Origin of the sequence: Polynucleobacter corsicus (assembly GCF_018688255.1) — a bacterium.
GTDB classification, from domain to species: Bacteria; Pseudomonadota; Gammaproteobacteria; order Burkholderiales; family Burkholderiaceae; genus Polynucleobacter; species Polynucleobacter corsicus.
The window spans coordinates 963,452-981,361 of sequence record NZ_CP061314.1 but is presented as its reverse complement, the minus strand read 5'-3'; the positions used below and the strand labels follow the sequence as shown (position 1 = coordinate 981,361).

Sequence of the window (17,910 nt, the reverse complement as noted above, 5' to 3'; positions counted from 1 at the left end):
GAGATGGACATGAGCGATACCAATACAAAATCAAAACAAGAAATTCCTAGCTTAAAAAGCTTAGAGCGTGACTTTGGCCAAAAATTTGCCTACCCCGCCTCTACTAAAACCTACCTAGAAGGTTCGCGTCCAGATATCAAAGCACCGATTCGCATGATTGAGCAATTATCAACTCGCGTTGGTGAAGAGATGGTCCCCAATCCTCCTGTGCCGGTTTATGACACATCAGGTCCTTATAGCGATCCAGAGATCGTGATCAATCTTGAAAAAGGTTTGCCTTTATTGCGCAAGAACTGGATTGAGGAGCGAGGTGACACAGTTCAGTTAACTGGACCTAGTTCCGAATACGGTGTTGCCCGCTCACAAGATGCAGCTACTCAGAATTTGCGTTTCGCCCACATCAATCCACCGCGTGTCGCTAAAGCGGGTCAGAATGTGAGCCAAATGTATTACGCCCGCAAAGGTATTGTGACGCCTGAAATGGAATACGTTGCTTTGCGTGAATCCATGGGTCTTGAGCAATTACGCAAGAATCCTGAATACAAACAACTGCTCAAACAACATCCTGGTAAGAGCTACGGCGCAAATCTTCCTGACATCGTTACTGGTGAATTTGTCCGCTCTGAAATCGCTGCTGGTCGTGCGATTATTCCAGCCAACATTAATCACCCAGAGCTCGAGCCAATGATTATTGGCCGTAACTTCCGCGTGAAGATTAACGGCAACTTAGGTAACTCTGCTGTGACTTCCTCTATTAACGAAGAAGTGGAAAAAATGGTGTGGTCAATCCGTTGGGGTGCAGACACCATCATGGATCTTTCTACAGGAAAGCATATTCATGAAACTCGTGAGTGGATTATTCGTAACTCACCAGTTCCAATTGGTACCGTTCCAATCTACCAAGCGCTCGATAAGACTGGTGGTATTGCAGAAGACCTCACCTGGGAAATGTTCCGCGACACCTTGGTAGAGCAAGCTGAGCAAGGTGTGGACTACTTCACCATTCATGCTGGTGTATTGCTGCGCTATGTTCCTTTAACAGCTGACCGCATTACCGGCATCGTCTCTCGTGGTGGTTCCATCATGGCAAAGTGGTGCTTGGCTCACCATAAAGAAAACTTCCTCTATACGAAGTTTGATGAGATTTGCGAAATCATGAAAGCCTATGACGTGTCATTTAGTTTGGGTGATGGCTTGCGTCCTGGTTGTATTGCTGACTCCAATGATGCTGCGCAGTTTGGTGAGTTGCACACCCTTGGTGAACTGACTGCAAAAGCCTGGAAGCATGATGTGCAAGTCATGATTGAAGGTCCTGGTCACGTGCCAATGCAGCGTATTGAAGAAAACATGACTGAAGAGTTGAAGCACTGCCTAGAGGCACCCTTCTATACTCTCGGACCATTGATTACTGATATCGCTCCTGGTTACGATCACATTACCAGCGGTATTGGTGCTGCACAAATTGGTTGGTACGGCACAGCGATGCTTTGTTATGTCACCCCAAAAGAGCATTTAGGTTTGCCAGACAAGGAAGATGTTCGTACCGGCATCATCACCTACAAAATTGCAGCCCATGGTGCAGACTTAGCCAAAGGTTTACCAGGCGCTCAAGTGCGTGATAACGCTTTATCTAAAGCCCGCTTTGAGTTCCGCTGGGAAGATCAATTTAATCTTGGTCTAGATCCTGAGCGTGCTCGTGAATACCACGATGCTACTTTGCCTGCAGAAGGCGCAAAGATTGCCCACTTCTGCTCAATGTGTGGACCGAAGTTCTGCTCGATGAAGATCACGCAAGAAGTACGTGATTACGCTGCCACATTAGATGCTGATGGCAATCCTAAGTCGAAAGTGATTCCGATCACTGCAGAAGCCTCTACCGATCCACAAAAAGGAATGGAAGAGATGTCAGCAGAGTTCCGTAAGCGCGGTAGCGAAATTTATCAGTAAGTGACTCACGCATTCTCAAACGGCAAATATGCCATCGTTGGCGCCGGCCTGATGGGTCGGTTGCTAGCGGTCGCGCTTGCTAAGCGCGGCGCTCAGGTTGAGCTGTTTGAGAAAGGTGGCTCGGACGGCAACTTAGCAGCAGCTCGAATTGCTGCTGCTATGTTAGCTCCATTGGCAGAGTCTGCCATTACCGAAGATAACGTGGTGCGCATGGGTGTGCACAGCCTACCTCGCTGGAAGCAACTCATCGATGAATTAGCAAAGCCAGTATTCTTTCAACAAGATGGCACCCTGATCTTATGGCATCGTCAAGATACTAGCGATGCGGAGCGCTTTGCCTCCCATCTGGAACGAAATTGCGATCACAATCAGGCGCTTTCTAAACCGATTCATTTGGATAGTCAGTCTCTTACAGAAATTGAGCCTAGCGTTGCAGAACGGTTTACCCAAGGCCTCTACCTTCCCAATGAAGGCCAACTCGATAATCGCCAACTGCTCGAGGCTTTGTTAGTTGAGTTGACTTTGATGAAGGTGCCTTGTCATTGGAATCAAGCTGCAGATCCTGAGCTACTTCGCACTTCAAATAATGGCTTTGATTGGGTCATCGATTGTCGTGGCCTGGGTGCTAAAGCTTCTTGGGATCATGCCGGTAACTCTAATAAAGATTTACGAGGAGTGCGTGGTGAAGTGATTCGCCTGCATGCGCCTGAAGTTAAATTACGTCGCCCTACTCGCCTAATCCATCCGCGCTACCCAATTTATATCGCCCCTAAAGAAGATGATGTCTACGTTGTTGGTGCAACAGAAATTGAATCTGAAGATCTTTCTCCAATGAGCGTGCGCTCCGCCCTGGAATTACTCAGCGCGGTGTATACCGTTCATAGCGGCTTTGCTGAAGCGCGAATTTTGGAAATGGCAACGCAATGTCGCCCTACGCTCAAAGATAATTTACCGGAGATTGCTGTTGATCGAAAACCAATTCAAGCTGGTCTGATGATGATTAATGGACTCTATCGACATGGTTTTATGATCTCACCAGCGATTTTGGATTGCGCATTAGAGATATTGCATTCAGGATCTAGCAACACAGCGAGTGACTTAGGCCTTCAGGTAACAGCTTCTACTGATCAGGAGCTTAGTGCATGCGCATAATAGTCAATCAAGTTGCCAAAGAGGTTCCAGATCAAAGCACGATTGATGATGTATTGCTGCTCATCGATGCAAAGCCACCCTTTGCCGTTGCCGTCAATTATGAATTTGTTCCTAAGACTAGGCATGCAGAAGAAATGTTGCGTGAAGGCGATGAGATGGAAGTCATAGCACCGGTTACTGGCGGCTAATTAAGCAACGAACACATCAAGAAATAAATACAGACAAAAGTAAGAAAAAGAATTCATTAATCAACATGACTGCCCCATTACCAAACCCTTTAAATACAGCCAATCCATTAGTGCTGTATGGCGAGACTTTTGCTAGTCGCTTATTACTAGGAACCTCGCGTTACCCATCTCCCCAGGTTTTAGAAAATGCGGTGAAGCAATCCAATCCTGGAATGATTACGGTAAGCCTGCGTCGGCAAGGGACATCCACTACAGAAGCACACTCTGGCTTTTGGGATCTCTTGAAGAAAATGGCTGTACCAGTTTTACCAAATACTGCAGGATGTCATAGCCCGAAAGAAGTAATTACTACCGCGCAGATGGCACGTGAAGTATTTGAGACAAATTGGATTAAGTTAGAACTCATCGGCGATGACTACACCTTGCAACCGGATACTTTACGTTTAGTTGCCACTGCAGAAACTTTAATTAAAGATGGTTTCAAGGTTCTACCTTACTGCACTGAAGATCTGATCTTGTGCCAACGCTTAGTGGATGTAGGATGCCAGGCGGTGATGCCATGGGCCGCTCCAATTGGTACTGGTCAAGGCCCTTTAAATCCTTATGCATTAAAACTCTTACGCGACCGCTTAAAAGTTCCGCTGCTGGTGGATGCTGGTTTAGGCCTGCCATCACATGCATGCACAGTGATGGAGTGGGGTTTTGATGGTGTTTTACTCAATACAGCTGTTGCGCTAGCGGATGACCCAGTGGCCATGGCTAAAGCGTTTGCGATGTCAGTCGATGCTGGTCGAACCGCCTACCTCTCTGGTGCCATGAAAGCCCAACAGTCCGCCCAAGCTAGTACGCCCTTAGTTGGCACGCCTTTTTGGCATCAAAGTTAAAGAGTCAATGAGATGAGCTTAGTGCGCGACCTTGCAGATCACATTGTTGCTGCCCATGCACAGGATGATCTGTGCTTACCGATCCCAACCTACAGCATCTCATCGCCCCCACCACAAATCGATAATGAACATGCAACAGATCACTATGAGCTAGCAGGCGCACTGGCATCCATTGAGATGGGCTTTATCGAATGTGATGCCAAAGTATTGGGCAAAGCTTGGTCACGCATGGTTCACCAAGATGGTGGATTTAACCCATTTAAATGGCCCTCTAGGCCTGAGCATTTTGATTTATTGCCTTGGACACGCAACATGAATCCCAACGCTTTTGCGGAGTGTCCTCAACGCTTGGGTTTATATGCTGTTATGCAAGATGCTGATTGGGTAAAGCGCGCTGTTGAGGCTGAAGTACCAACGGTGCAACTGCGTCTCAAATCAGATGATCGTAGACTGATTCGCAAACAAATTGCGCAATCTGTTGAGGCAGTCAAAGGCAGCAAGAGTCTGCTCTTCATTAATGATTATTGGCAGGAAGCAATTGAAGCAGATGCCTATGGTGTTCATCTGGGGCAAGAAGATTTAGCAGTGGCAGACCTGGATGCAATTCGATCTGCAGGCTTGCGCTTAGGTCTGAGTACCCATGGCTATGCTGAAATGGTTTATGCGGATCGTTTCTGCCCGAGTTATATCGCTATGGGCGCAGTCTTTGCAACCAATCTGAAAAAGATGGCTACCGCACCTCAAGGCTTGGGCCGTTTATATAAATATGCTCAATTGATGAATCACTATCCTTTAGTGGCTATTGGCGGCATTGATGAAAGTAGTATTCATGCGGTGGCACAAAGTGGTGTTGGCTCGGTTGCGGTTGTCAGGGCAATCAATGGATCGAGTGATCCAAAGGCAGCCGTGAAGCGACTGCAAGAGTTAATGAAAACTTAAGCCCGAATCTTTAATCTTTAATACTTACCCTTCTCTTCTGGCAATGCAGTTGGATAAAAATCATGCATATGCCACAAAGGTCCTGGACCCTCACCAATACTTAAGAATCGTCCTGCCTCTAAGCCTGCCTCAACATAAGAAATTGCCTTAGCGACTGCGTGAGAAAGATCGTGACCATCTGCTAAATAAGTCGCAATCGCTGATGACAGTGAGCAACCCGTGCCATGGGTGTTAGCAGTATTGACACGGTAGTGCTTGAAGTCTTTGGATTGAACCACTTCAAGACCATCTTCAATAGTTCGCCACATCAGAAAATCTGTTAACTGAGTATGACTGGCATCCAGATGTCCGCCTTTGATCAAGACTGCTTGAGGACCCATCTCGAGCAACTCTTGTGCTGCCACCTTGAAGTCATTCGCCCCTTCAATCTCACGACCCAAGAGCAAGCCCGCTTCTTCCGTATTAGGAGTAATTAAGCTTGCCATCGGAAACAACTCTTTAATCATGGCTTGGGCGGTATCGTCTCCACCAAGACTGGCGCCTGAAGTAGCCCTGAGTACGGGATCTAGAACAATTCTTTTGGCGCCATGGCGCTTGAGAGCTGATGCCACAGTGCGAACGATTTCTGGACTGGCCAACATGCCAATCTTGACGATATCCACCCCAATATCCATAAATACTGCGTCGATCTGAGCTTCCACCACATCGAGATCAATATCCTGAATACGAGTAACACCCAGAGTGTTCTGGGCGGTAATAGCCGTGATGACCGTCATTGCATATCCACCCAAGGCGCTTATGACTTTGAGGTCGGCCTGAATGCCCGCGCCACCGCCACTATCCGAGCCGGCGATGGTCAATACTTTAGGGATCTGTACAGAACTTGGAGTAGATGATTTCATCTTGCTATAATATCGGCTTATTCCTCGATAGCTCAGCGGTAGAGCAGCAGACTGTTAATCTGTTGGTCCGTGGTTCGATCCCACGTCGAGGAGCCAAATACAAGAAAACCACCTTTTTAGGTGGTTTTTTTCTTTGGTGATCCGGGTAAATCGATTAAGCCTAGATCAAGCCCTTCTTTTTAAGATTAGCAAGGCGGTTATTGAGGGTCTTAATAGTGAGAAGGTTGACCTTGTCTCCCCCCGCCCAATTGCTACCTTTCCACTCAATGCCTTCTGCGGTGACGTTAGCAAAAGGTTCTTTACCCTCTTTGGCGTAGCCCTCCAAAATAGTAATGAGTGCTGGGCGATCATCGGATCCACCAGCATCTTTAATGGCATCCAGGATTGGCTTGGTAATGGTATCGCCATAGCTCACTTTAGAGTCAGGATGTTTTGCTGCTACTGGCTCGTCAAAGATGTATTCATGTGGCCACTCAAATACATTTCTAGCTGAATTTTTTACTGCCTCTGGTCTTACTGCAGTACTTGCAGGATTTTTAGGATCAATTGGTAAATTGAGTCCCTTGATCCAAGCCTCAAATTCTGCGATACGGGCATAGCGTTTTTCTTCACTATCGCGCTTTTGCTCTTCTTGAGAAAGTAGCAAGGTGACCCAAGCCCAGGCGATGTCTTTAGGTATGGCAAACTCTTGCGCCAAAATGCCGCTCGCTTTTTTCAGGATAGGCTTGGATGTGAGTTTTGTCATTGTGTACTTTCTGTATTCTGGAGTAGGCGCCTTCAATTTAAGTTAGAAAGGCTCGCCACAGCCCCGTAGGATACTCTTCATTGGGCTAGATTGAGCCCGAAATGGACCTTTTAATCTCCCAAAGTCCAGTTATTACTTGCTCTGTTATGCTTTTGGTGCTGAATTAAAAATCATCATTAGAGTGAATTTAGTAAACAGGAGATAGCTATGATTCAAAGTAAGCTTTTAAATGTATTTATTCGTTTGCTTCTATTCTTTACGGCAGCGATAGCCATATTGGTTGGCACTAGCCATACATCTGTCGCTCAATCAGATTACCCCAATAAACCCATACGTTTTATTGTCCCCTTTCCTGCTGGCGGGGCAACCGATAATATTGCCAGACCACTCCAAAACGAGCTTCTCAATACCGTAAAGTGGAATGTCATTATTGACAACAAGCCAGGTGCAGGCGGCAATATTGGCGCGGAAATTGTTTCTAAATCAGTCCCCGATGGCTATACCTGGCTCATGGCATCAGTCGGTACGCATGGTATTAACTTGCCCCTCTATACCCAGGGCGGCGGAAAATTACCATTTGATCCGGTGAAGGATTTCACTCCCATTACTTTGGTGGCAGAGCTACCTAATGTCTTAGTTCTAAATCCTGAATTTGCCGCTAAAAATAAAATTAATAGCGTGAATGATTTGATTGCCTACGCCAGAGCTAACCCAGGAAAAGTCAATATGGCTTCGAGTGGCAATGGCACCTCCATTCATATGGCGGGAGAGCTATTTAAATCCATGACAAAAACGTATATGGTGCACTTACCCTACAAGGGAAGCCCTCCAGCAGTGACTGATTTAATGGCAGGAAATGTAGACATCATGTTCGACAACCTCCCTTCTTCCATTAATTTTATACGTGCTGGTCGTTTAAAGGCATTGGCAGTGACTAGCGCCAAACGCTCTCCTGCATTTCCGGATATGCCCACCATTGCAGAGGCAGCAAACTTACCAGGCTATGAGGCGACCTCTTGGTTCGGCGTTGTCGGCCCTGCAAATATGTCGGCGGATATTCTGAATAAAGATAGTGCCGTATTGATGGCTGCTATTAATAGTCCTGCGGTAAAAGAAAAATATTTAGCAATGGGTGCGCAGCCCGTTGGTAATACACCAGCTCAATTCTCAACTTTTATTAAAAATGAAATTGCGAAGTGGACAAAGGTTGTCAAAGATTCTGGAGCAAAAGTAGACTAAGTTTTGGATGGCTAGCTTACTTAAAGAGGGGCTCATCTCCTCTTTTTTATTACCCTAACTGAGAAAGCAGTTTAGTTGGGGTAATCACTTCTGGATCTAAGACTAGTTCAATCAAGGCACCTTTTTTACTTGCAAGCGCTTTTATAAATGCCGGTGCAAATTCCTCGGTCTTACTGACTCTAAAACCGGGCATTCCAAAACTATCAGCAAACTTCACAAAATCGGGGTTAGTTAAGCCGGTTGCGATCACGCGAGACTTAAACTCCCTCTCTTGATGCATGCGGATAGTCCCGAGCATGCTGTTGTTGACTACTAAAACAATTGGATAAGCATCGTAACGGGCAGCTGTAGCCAGCTCTTGGCAGTTCATCATAAAGTCGCCATCACCACACACTGCAATAACGACTTTTTCGGGACTAGCAATCTTGGCAGCAATTGCGGCAGGCAGACCATAACCCATAGATCCATTGGCAGGCGCCAATTGGGTTTTGTATGTCCCATAGGGATAAAAACGATGCACCCAGGTTGCAAAATTGCCAGCACCATTAGTGATAATGGCATCGCGCGGTATGAGCCCTGGCAATGAGTCCATGATGAATGCTAATTGCAAGTCGCCTTTGACAGTCACTGGACTCGAGAAAGCGAGATACTCATCATGAGCCTCCTTCATAGCAGCGCGATCATGCTGAGCATTCATCTTCACTCTGCTTAATGCTGAGCAGAAATTTTCTGGACTGCAATTGATAGCAAAGTCAGGTCGATATACACGGCCCAATTCTTCTGGACCGGACAGTACGTGAATTAATTTTGTTTTCGCTTGAGGAACAGTCAATATGCTGTAACCAGCAGTTGTCATCTCTCCCAGGCGCTCTCCGATAACTAACAAGACATCTGCCTCTTGAATACGCTTTACCAAAGCCGGATTGGCGCCAATACCTAGATCACCTGCAAATGCAGGATCTAGATTATCGATGACATCTTGAGAGCGAAAGCTCGTTGCAATTGGGATGGCCTGCGCATTTGCCCAAGAACGTAAAGCCTCGCATGCAGTGCCATTCCAATTACCACCGCCTGCGATCACCATGGGCTTTTTAGCGGAGGTAAAGGCAGCCATTGCTAGATCAAAACTGTGAAGATCTAGGCCTGGCTGAACGATGTGGGCAGCTTTGACAGGGTTTTCTTGACCAGTCATATACAGCACATCTTCCGGTAGAGCTAATACAACTGGGCCTTTTCGACCTGCCTGAGCCACATGAAATGCATGAGAAACAAATTCATCAATGCGATCGACACGATCAATGCTACCAACCCATTTTGCGCATTCTGAATACATTCGGCGATAGTCAATTTCTTGGAAGGCCTCACGCTCAACCATGTCAGTCCCAACTTGTCCGACCAATAGAACCATTGGTGTTGAGTCTTGATAGGCTGTATGCATTCCAATCATGGCATTCGAGGCGCCAGGCCCACGGGTAACCATTAAAACACCAGGGTGACCCGTCAATTTTGCATAGGCCTCTGCCATATAAGCAGCACCGCCCTCTTGTCGACAGGTGATGAAACGAAAATCAGGGTGATCAAGCAAACCGTTTAATAAAGGCAGGAAGCTCTCGCCAGGAACGCCAAAGGCGATATCCACACCCTGTCTCGCCAATGCATTGGCGAGGATTTGGCCACCATTTAGCGCTTTACTTGGGGTCTGCATGATATTGATCGGCTTTCTAAGGATTTTGGTTATGTATAACGAGTAGTAGCAAGTTATCACACTTTATTCAGTAATGAATCCAATTGGATGACTGGTTTAGGGAGACTTATCAGCCTCTTGACTGCCCTATACTGCCAACACTAACAACCAATAAATCAATGTAATTGGAGGCTTTGCAATGAGACTATTTAGCTATCGAGATTCAAGTGGCCAAGACGGCGTGGGCGCTCTCTTAACAGGGAGTTCAAATACCTTCATTAATCTATCTGCCACAGATCCGTTGATACCCAATAGCTTGCAAGCAATCATAGAATCACCAGAAGCATTAAATCGTGCTGCAGTAGCAATCCAAAATTCAAAGGCAATTGAAGGGGAGATAGACGCTATCACTTTTAGAGCGCCGATTGAGAAGCCTGGAAAAATTATCTGTATGGGCCTGAACTATGCTGACCATGCAAAAGAAGGTGGCAACGCTAGACCTGAATACCCGAGCTTTTTTATGCGTGGTCCCAGTTCATTAACAGCCCACTTAAGCCCCATCATTCGACCTCGGGTTTCTGATAAGTTAGATTACGAAGCAGAGCTCGCCTTTGTAGTTGGTAAAAAGGCACGCCATCTGACATTGGATAATGCTTTGGAATGTGTAGCGGGGTACAGCATTTTTAATGATGGCAGTCTGCGAGATTACCAACGTAAAACTACCCAATGGACCATTGGTAAAAACTTTGATCAAACTGGTGCTTTTGGACCATGGCTCGTGACCCCAGATGAGCTTCCCCTTGGCTGCGATGGCTTGACCATTCAGTCACGCTTAAATGGTCAAGTGATGCAAAACGCCAATACCAAAGACTTCTTATGGAACGTGGCAGAGACCATTGTTTTGATAACCGAGTGCATGACGCTAGAACCTGGCGATCTGGTGATTACCGGCACTCCGGCTGGCGTTGGCTATGCAAGGACACCCCCTGTTTTTATGAAACCAGGGGATATTTGTGAGATTGAAATTGAATCTATTGGAATATTGCGCAACTCTATAGCGGACGAGTAATTGAGCTAAAGCTCTCGGTAGACCTTAAAATATCGCTATGACCAAGATTCCAGAACTTCTCGCCCCTGCCGGCAGCCTTTCCATGCTGCGTACTGCCTTCGACTTTGGTGCCGATGCCATTTATGCCGGACAGCCGCGTTATTCCCTGCGAGTACGTAATAACGACTTCGGAAAAATGGAGACGCTCAAAGAAGGGATTGATACTGCCCATGCTTTGGGTAAGAAGTTTTACCTCGTATCCAATCTGCTACCCCATGGTGGCAAGACCCGTACTTATATTAAAGACATGGATCCTGTAGTTGCATTAAAGCCTGATGCCATGATCATGTCAGATCCGGGTCTCATCATGATGGCTAGAGAAGCTTGGCCAGATATGCCGATTCATTTATCGGTACAAGCCAATACAGTCAATGGCGCTTCTGCAAAATTCTGGCGCTCTGTTGGCATTAGTCGAGTGATTTTGTCACGCGAGCTGTCTTTTGATGAAATCGAAGAAGTTCGTCAAGACTGTCCAGAAATGGAATTAGAAGTATTCGTGCATGGCGCCTTGTGTATTGCTTACTCAGGCCGCTGTCTTTTATCAGGCTACATGTCGCATCGTGACTCTAACCAAGGTGCGTGCACCAATGCTTGTCGCTGGGATTACAAGGTCAAGCCTGGTCAACAAAATACTAGCGGTGATGTAGTTCTACTTCAAGAGGCGCGTCGTCCAGATGATTTAATGCCTATGGAAGAAGATGAGCATGGTACTTACATCATGAACTCCAAAGATTTACGTGCCATTGAACATATCGAACGCTTGACGAAGATGGGTGTGGACTCATTCAAGATTGAGGGTCGCACCAAGTCGCCCTATTACGTTTCTCGTACTTGCCAATCCTATCGCACTGCGATTGATGATGCGGTAGCGGGTCGCCCAATGAACATGTCCCTCATTGGCAATCTGGAAGGCCTAGCAAATCGTGGATATACCGATGGCTTCTATGAGCGTCACCACGATAAAGAGTATCAACTCTATATGCGTGGTCACTCGCTCTCAGGCAGAAGTTTATATGTTGGCGAGACCTTAGAGATTGATGAGGCCTCAGGTCGCGTCAAGGTAGATGTAAAAAACCGTTTCTCGATTGGTGATAAGCTAGAAATCATTGAGCCCGAAGGCAATCAAGATATGGTGCTTGATGCCATGTGGAATCTCAAAGATGAGCCAATTGATGTTGCCCCTGGCTCAGGTCACTTTGTTTGGATTCAATTGCCACTCAAGAGTAAGCATGCATTTATTGCGCGCTACACCCAAGAACCAGCACCAGTTGAGGCTAGCTCTTGCAGTAACTGCTAATGGAACACTTTAGAAAGTTTTTATGAGCACCTCAACACCCAATTTAGCCCCTGCTCATGGTTTTAAAGAAAAAGCTAAAGAAGAATTTATCAAGGCATTGCAGTTAACCATTTACTTTGGATCTTGGTTTTGCGCTCTTGCCTTTTTAGCAGCAACCTCACTAGATGAGAGGCCTATTCCTTTATCTATTTTTGGCCTTGCCTTGTTTAAAGCGGCAATCTGCGCCAAATTCATGTTGATCGCTCAGGCTGCATATCCAATTAGAGTGAATAAACAGCATGGCATTGTTAGCTCACTACTCTTAGAGTCTCTCTTCTATCTTTTGGTAGTTTTGGTCTTAAATTATTTAGAAGCTGGAGTGCATGGCTTAATTCATGGGAAAGCGTTTTTGATCTCTATGACTGATTTTGGGCAATCCAATCCCTTGCGCGTAGTGGCCATGTCGATTGTGTATTGGCTAATTGTGTGGCCTTATTTACTCTTTACGGGGATGACCATCATGCTTGGCAGCAACGCCGCCCTGAAGATTTTGTTTGGCGATAAATCGAAGCCAAGCTAATCAAACTTGAGTTATACAGCTCGGATGATTAAGTTACTGTCCATTACTCAAGATCGGGCTTTTGTAAAAAGCATTTGCTTGTCTCTCATTTTAGGCGCTCTAACGCCTGCTCTAACTCATGCCCAAGAAATCGAGGCGCGTACCTATTCCAATGCACCCGTTGGGATTAACTTCATCAGCGCTGGGGTTGCACAAGCCAAGGCCGGTAATTACACCCTGACCAGCGAAGTCATGGGTCTTACTCATATCTTTGATGCGGGGGGTCAATCCGGCAAGCTCACTTTAGTGCTTCCTTATGGCCAACTGACTGGATCAAGCAGCATTGGCGGGAGAACAGTTAATGCTAGTACTGAGGGACTATCAGATCCGCTCATCAAGGCGGCAATTAACCTTTATGGTGCTCCAGCATTAACGCTAGATCAATTTAAGAGTTATCAGCAAGATCTCATTGTTGGCGTCAGTCTTGCAGCATCGGTACCCTGGGGTAAGTACAACGACAATCAAATCATTAATGTAGGTGCCAATCGATGGTTTATACAGCCAGGTCTTGGAGTTTCTAAAGCGCTTGGTCCTTGGCGATTGGAGCTCGCTGGTGCTGGTATTTTTCATACCAGTAATACCAACTTCATGGGTGGTAACTCGCTGTCTCAAAACCCGGTTTACTCAACACAAACACACGCGATTTATTACTTTGAGAATACCGCTTGGATCTCCGTAGATGCCACCTACTTTACAGGCGGACAGTCTTACCTTAATGGCAACCCGATTAGCGGCAGTCAAGAGAATTGGCGCTTTGGAACGACGATGTCCTATCCGGTCAATAAAAGTAATTCGATTCGGCTATCGGCGAGTACGGGTGCGTACTCTAGAACCAATAATAGCTATGACTTGTATGGGATTTCTTGGCAATACCGCTTTGGCGGTGGCCTGTAGTTTTTTGTTTATTTATTAGTTTATTTATAAGTCGCGCAAATGACGGCGCAAGATTTTGCCCACATTAGACTTGGGCATTTCATCAATAAAAGCAATTTTTCTAGGACGTTTGTAACTCGTCATTTGCTCTTTGCAATACTGAATGACTTGGGCCTCAGTTAGCTCAGGCTTATCCTTGACAATGTAGGCCTTGACGATTTCACCTAGCTTGCGGTGCGTCAATCCAATCACGGCACACTCTCTTACGCCGGGCATTTGAGAAATCACTTCCTCGATTTCATTGGGGAATACTTTATAGCCAGCAACGACGATCATGTCTTTCTTACGATCCACAATCTGGACAAAGCCATCGGGACTCATGATGCCGATGTCGCCAGACTTAAAATATCCCTTTACCGTCATAGATTGCTCAGTCTCTTCAGGTCTATTCCAGTAACCCGCCATTACCTGTGGACCCTTGATACAAATCTCTCCAGGCGTGCCGAATGGAACCTCTACTCCGTCATCATCGAGTATCAATACATCCGTGCTTGGCACTGGCATACCAATGGACCCAGTAAAGTCTTTTACAAATGGCGTATTTACACAAACCACTGGGGAAGTTTCCGATAGCCCATACCCTTGAGCAATCGGTACCCCCATCATTTTTTGCCAAAGTTCAGCAGTCTTTCTTTGGACCGCCATGCCACCGCCGATCGTAACTAAGAGATGGGGTAACTTGACTAGGCTAAATTCGGGACGATGTATCAGCGCATGAAATAGCGTATTGACGCCTGGAAAAATATTGATATCAGGATGTTTCATGAGCAGCTTAATAAAGCCAGTGATATCTCGGGGATTGGCGACCAATAATAATTTGGCACCCTTACGCATTCCAAGTAGACCGCAGGCAGTCAGCGCAAAAATATGGGTCATGGGCAAGGCACATAAAAATACTAATTGCTGCTGCCGATTTTTTAAGGCGGGCTCAAGCCATAATTCAATCTGAATGATATTAGCTAAGATATTACGGTGCAATAAAATTGCGCCTTTAGAAACCCCTGTAGTGCCGCCCGTGTATTGCAAAAAAGCAATGTCGTCCAGCCTCAGATTGGGTTTAGTAAAGCCATAGCCAGAGCCAATTTTGAGAGCTTGATTCAATTTGACGCAAGGAAAGCTCCAATGCGGAATCAGCTTTTTAATATGGCGAGCAATCAAATTGATGATGACGCCCTTCGGACCCAGACTCTCACCTATGCTACTTACAATCACTTTCTTTACAAGCCCATGATTGGCAATCTCTTGATATACGTGAGCAAAGTTTTCTAGCATCACCAAGATCGATGCACCACTATCTTGCAGCTGATGCTCAAGCTCACGAGCGGTATAGAGCGGGTTAATATTGACTACGACAAAGCCTGCGCGTAGTGTCCCCAGCATTGCAATTAAGTATTGCGGCACATTCGGGAACATGATGGCGATACGCGATCCTGCTTCAAGACCTAAACTTTGTAAATACGCAGCGAAGTCTTTAGACAGAATATCGAGCTGACGATAGCTGATGGTATGTCCCATCGACTCCATTGCCACGCGATTGGGATAATTATTAAAAGATTCTTCTATTAAATCAGCAATAGATGAATAGCCCGCTAAATTAATATCATGGGGAACGCCCTCGAGATAGTTTTTAAGCCAAGGTTTTTGAGTGTTCATTTGCTTAAGTAATTAGGGGATTATGTTAGGCGTGCCTTAAGCACTTAAGAGCTCTTTGAGCTTTTCTAGATAAAGTTCTTGGCCATGGTTAACGCGATGAGTCCATTCGTTTCCTGAGTCAGCATTAGCGTCATCAGTCACATATTTATATGATTGCCATGGAATATTTGATTGATAGGCAATATTAGCAATCGCAAATAATTCCATATCCACTACATCAATGCCCTGCGAGATTAACCAAGGATCATGCGCTGTCACAAAGCTATCGCCAGTACCGCAAGTATGCTCACCGCCAAGTGAGAAGTATTGAGATGGCTTTGCGCAAAATGGGGTTTGGCCTCTGGGTGCCAAAGGGACTGCCATCATGTCGCGCTGCATTACTTTACCGATTTCCAATAAACCTTCCAGAGCAGAATTGATTTTTCCTACGGTACCAAAATTCACTATCCGCTTTGGCTGATATTCATGAATAGCCTGAATAGTTGCGGCAGTAGCATTGATTTTGCCAACTCCACAATACACAATATCAACACCCGCTGGTAACGTGCTTTTATCCAGCTCGGACTCTAATGCGGTAATAATGAGTAATTGTGTTTTCATATCAGCCAATAATGAATTTATTAGATTATCTACCCGGAGTCCCCGACTTTCCAAAGCCAGGAATCCTCTTTCGGGATATCTCCCCTTTATTAGCCAATCCGAGCGCCTTTAAGGAGGCTACGCTGCAACTAGAGGCACTTGCACAGCAGTTTGATTACAGCCATATTTTAGGCATTGAATCACGTGGCTTTATCTTCGGCACCGCCCTCGCCTATCAAGCTAATAAAGGCCTCGCTTTAGCCCGAAAACCCAATAAGCTGCCATTGGCCAGCCATCGAGAATTCTATGGCTTGGAATACGGCTCAGATTCTCTGGAAATACAGGAATCTACTTTGCCGTCCGGCTCTCGGGTGTTGATTGTGGATGATGTACTGGCTACCGGCGGCACCATCATCGCAGCCAGTAAATTGCTCAAAAAGGCTGGCTTTAACGTTGCTGGCGCTCTCACGTTTTTAGAAATTGCCGGTTTACATGGTAGCGATGTCCTCACCCAGAACGGAATCGCTAATGCGACAGTCTTTATTACCTAAAGCGGGTCTTACAAAAGGCTTTTAGCGCCCTTGAGAAGCTTGACAGTGCCCCAGCCTACTGCGAGTACTTTACTGGCAAGCTTGGGCTTGTAGTGCGCCAGTACTGCGAACGCACTGGTCCACAAGATTGGCGTACTCTTCATAAAGTTAAATGCATCTATACCCTTATCAGCCCATGACAAGGGCTTTTCTATGGGCTCAAAATGCAATGCAAAGTCAGCACGCTCTTGGGCTGCCCGCTCCTGCAGCACTTTTTGCCTAGCCTGGAGTTCAGCTAGCGTTTTACTCATTGTTTTGAGAGCTCCTGGCGATCTTTAGCCAACTCTGAAATAGTTGCCTCAAATAATTTGGGCATAGTTTTGAGTGAGCGCAAAACTACCAGCGCCAAAATGATACCTACCGCCAAGAAACCACTGGTTAGCAAGCTCAGCGCCAGGACCCGATCAGTCTCCCAGCTATAAATCACGATTAACAAAGCCAGCATCACCAAACCAAAGAACAAGAAAAACAATGTAAAGATCACCATCACTAAAAGACTCAAGAATTTGGCACGCGCAATCTGCACATCAGTAGAGATTAGCTCCAGGCGGGTCTGAGCAATGGATGCCCCGGTGGAGACGAGATTCTTTAATGAGGAGAAAAGATTTTCTTGTGACATGAATTCCTAGCGACGACGAATAAAAAGACCAACCAACAAGCCAATCCCAGCAGCAACACCTATCGCCTCCCAGGGGTTTCGATGGACAAACTCATCGGTACGCTCAGCAACGACTTTAGCCTTTTCAGTCACAGTACCCTCAACAGAGGAAAGACTTTCTTTTGCACTGTTGAGCGTCTCCAATGCCTTTGAACGAATTGCGCCAAGCGGGCCATCGTCATGGTTCGCCGTTGCCTTTATAAGATCCTCAGCATCCGCCATCAGCGCCTTGAAATCACTCATTAAATTTTCAGAATTGATTTGAACCTCTTCATGCGAGGCTGTCGATTTTTTAGCAGTCATTACTACTCCTTGCTGATGCCATCGAATTTGATGGATAAGTCCATTCTAAGTAATTCCAACAAAGATCATAGTATTAATACTGTCATACCTGCGTTACCTTCTTTGAAGTGCTTTAGATAGGCTTTTAATCCAGGCCTTCTTCTCAAAAGCGCATGGTAAGCCTCGCTACCAAATGCGGTTTGTTCGCCAAAGTGATATTCATCAACACGGTCTGAGAAATAGTTATTGTCCAGGGCGTCATGAACTGCCCGCTTGATCTTGCCACCCTCACCACTAGCTCCATAGCCATGTATCAAAATAATTGCCTTAATACCTACTTCCGAAGCTCGACGAAGCCCAATAGTTAATCGATCCAAAGCCTCCTGGGCACTTGGACTATCAAACTTTAAATTCAGCACCATCGTGTCGCTATGCGGAATAGGAAGATCCTCACTTCCGCATTGGCGACACTCCCCCAGCATCCCTCGGGGATTGCCACATTCTGGACATTCAAATGAGTGAGTCAAACAAA

The 17,910-nt window shown here is 46.0% G+C and carries 20 protein-coding genes and 1 tRNA gene; 12 read left to right on the top strand and 9 right to left on the bottom strand.

Annotated features, from left to right (window positions below):
- The first annotated feature begins 9 nt into the window (after positions 1-9).
- From thiC to C2747_RS05125, 5 genes are all read left to right on the top strand, one after another.
- Positions 10-1,947, top strand: a complete 1,938-nt coding sequence (gene thiC / locus C2747_RS05145) for a phosphomethylpyrimidine synthase ThiC (protein WP_251374834.1) — start codon at positions 10-12, stop codon at positions 1,945-1,947.
- A complete protein-coding gene (locus C2747_RS05140) occupies positions 1,948-3,099 on the top strand; it encodes an FAD-dependent oxidoreductase (protein ID WP_285896677.1) in 1,152 nt (383 codons plus the stop codon).
- On the top strand, positions 3,090-3,287 hold the full coding sequence (gene thiS / locus C2747_RS05135; RefSeq protein WP_215332969.1) for a sulfur carrier protein ThiS: 198 nt from the start codon (positions 3,090-3,092) through the stop codon (positions 3,285-3,287). Before C2747_RS05140 ends, thiS begins: the two co-directional genes overlap by 10 nt.
- A gap of 65 nt (positions 3,288-3,352) precedes the next feature.
- Complete coding sequence (locus C2747_RS05130) at positions 3,353-4,171, top strand: thiazole synthase (RefSeq protein WP_215332968.1); 819 nt, start codon at positions 3,353-3,355, stop codon at positions 4,169-4,171.
- A gap of 12 nt (positions 4,172-4,183) precedes the next feature.
- Positions 4,184-5,110: a thiamine phosphate synthase gene (locus C2747_RS05125; RefSeq protein ID WP_215332967.1), complete on the top strand. Its 927-nt coding sequence runs from the start codon at positions 4,184-4,186 to the stop codon at positions 5,108-5,110.
- Between the two features lie 17 nt (positions 5,111-5,127).
- Here C2747_RS05125 and thiD read toward each other — a convergent pair whose 3' ends face one another.
- Entirely contained in the window at positions 5,128-6,012 is an 885-nt protein-coding gene (thiD, locus tag C2747_RS05120; protein ID WP_215332966.1) for a bifunctional hydroxymethylpyrimidine kinase/phosphomethylpyrimidine kinase, read from the bottom strand.
- A 21-nt stretch (positions 6,013-6,033) separates the two neighbouring features.
- Here thiD and C2747_RS05115 point away from each other — a divergent pair.
- Positions 6,034-6,108: transfer RNA gene (locus C2747_RS05115), tRNA-Asn, on the top strand.
- Between the two features lie 64 nt (positions 6,109-6,172).
- On the opposite strand, the gene C2747_RS05110 is transcribed toward C2747_RS05115, so the two are convergent.
- Complete coding sequence (locus C2747_RS05110; protein WP_215332965.1) at positions 6,173-6,757, bottom strand: hypothetical protein; 585 nt, start codon at positions 6,755-6,757, stop codon at positions 6,173-6,175.
- Between the two features lie 207 nt (positions 6,758-6,964).
- Here C2747_RS05110 and C2747_RS05105 point away from each other — a divergent pair, with 207 nt between their 5' ends.
- Positions 6,965-7,996, top strand: coding sequence for a Bug family tripartite tricarboxylate transporter substrate binding protein (locus C2747_RS05105; protein ID WP_215332964.1), 1,032 nt, complete (start codon positions 6,965-6,967; stop codon positions 7,994-7,996).
- A gap of 49 nt (positions 7,997-8,045) precedes the next feature.
- Here the strand turns inward: C2747_RS05105 and C2747_RS05100 are convergent, their stop codons facing one another.
- Positions 8,046-9,701, bottom strand: a complete 1,656-nt coding sequence (locus C2747_RS05100; RefSeq protein WP_215332962.1) for a thiamine pyrophosphate-binding protein — start codon at positions 9,699-9,701, stop codon at positions 8,046-8,048.
- Between the two features lie 178 nt (positions 9,702-9,879).
- Here C2747_RS05100 and C2747_RS05095 point away from each other — a divergent pair, with 178 nt between their 5' ends.
- The 4 genes from C2747_RS05095 to C2747_RS05080 all read left to right on the top strand — a co-directional run bounded on the left by C2747_RS05095 (position 9,880) and on the right by C2747_RS05080 (position 13,577).
- Positions 9,880-10,749 (top strand): fumarylacetoacetate hydrolase family protein, encoded by an 870-nt coding sequence (locus tag C2747_RS05095; protein ID WP_215332960.1) that lies wholly within the window; start codon positions 9,880-9,882, stop codon positions 10,747-10,749.
- 37 nt (positions 10,750-10,786) lie between these two features.
- Positions 10,787-12,085, top strand: a complete 1,299-nt coding sequence (locus C2747_RS05090) for a peptidase U32 family protein (RefSeq protein ID WP_215332958.1) — start codon at positions 10,787-10,789, stop codon at positions 12,083-12,085.
- Between the two features lie 22 nt (positions 12,086-12,107).
- On the top strand, positions 12,108-12,644 hold the full coding sequence (locus tag C2747_RS05085) for a hypothetical protein (protein WP_215332956.1): 537 nt from the start codon (positions 12,108-12,110) through the stop codon (positions 12,642-12,644).
- A 78-nt stretch (positions 12,645-12,722) separates the two neighbouring features.
- Positions 12,723-13,577, top strand: a complete 855-nt coding sequence (locus tag C2747_RS05080; protein ID WP_215332954.1) for a transporter — start codon at positions 12,723-12,725, stop codon at positions 13,575-13,577.
- Positions 13,578-13,601: 24 nt separating this feature from the next.
- On the opposite strand, the gene C2747_RS05075 is transcribed toward C2747_RS05080, so the two are convergent.
- Entirely contained in the window at positions 13,602-15,269 is a 1,668-nt protein-coding gene (locus tag C2747_RS05075; RefSeq protein ID WP_215332952.1) for an AMP-binding protein, read from the bottom strand.
- Positions 15,270-15,305: 36 nt separating this feature from the next.
- Positions 15,306-15,869: a phosphorylase family protein gene (locus tag C2747_RS05070; RefSeq protein WP_215332950.1), complete on the bottom strand. Its 564-nt coding sequence runs from the start codon at positions 15,867-15,869 to the stop codon at positions 15,306-15,308.
- An 11-nt stretch (positions 15,870-15,880) separates the two neighbouring features.
- Between C2747_RS05070 and C2747_RS05065 the strand changes: the two genes are divergently transcribed.
- The gene (locus C2747_RS05065) at positions 15,881-16,399 is read left to right on the top strand and encodes an adenine phosphoribosyltransferase (protein WP_215332948.1); all 519 of its coding nucleotides are present in this window, start codon (positions 15,881-15,883) and stop codon (positions 16,397-16,399) included.
- Positions 16,400-16,407: 8 nt separating this feature from the next.
- Here C2747_RS05065 and C2747_RS05060 read toward each other — a convergent pair whose 3' ends face one another.
- From C2747_RS05060 to C2747_RS05045, 4 genes are all read right to left on the bottom strand, one after another.
- The gene (locus C2747_RS05060; protein WP_215332946.1) at positions 16,408-16,689 is read right to left on the bottom strand and encodes a YqjK family protein; all 282 of its coding nucleotides are present in this window, start codon (positions 16,687-16,689) and stop codon (positions 16,408-16,410) included.
- A complete protein-coding gene (locus C2747_RS05055; protein ID WP_215332944.1) occupies positions 16,686-17,057 on the bottom strand; it encodes a phage holin family protein in 372 nt (123 codons plus the stop codon). Before C2747_RS05055 ends, C2747_RS05060 begins: the two co-directional genes overlap by 4 nt.
- 6 nt (positions 17,058-17,063) lie before the next feature.
- The gene (locus C2747_RS05050) at positions 17,064-17,399 is read right to left on the bottom strand and encodes an ElaB/YgaM/YqjD family protein (protein WP_215332942.1); all 336 of its coding nucleotides are present in this window, start codon (positions 17,397-17,399) and stop codon (positions 17,064-17,066) included.
- 65 nt (positions 17,400-17,464) lie between these two features.
- Positions 17,465-17,905, bottom strand: a complete 441-nt coding sequence (locus tag C2747_RS05045) for a Smr/MutS family protein (RefSeq protein WP_215332940.1) — start codon at positions 17,903-17,905, stop codon at positions 17,465-17,467.
- Between the last annotated feature and the right edge of the window lie 5 nt (positions 17,906-17,910).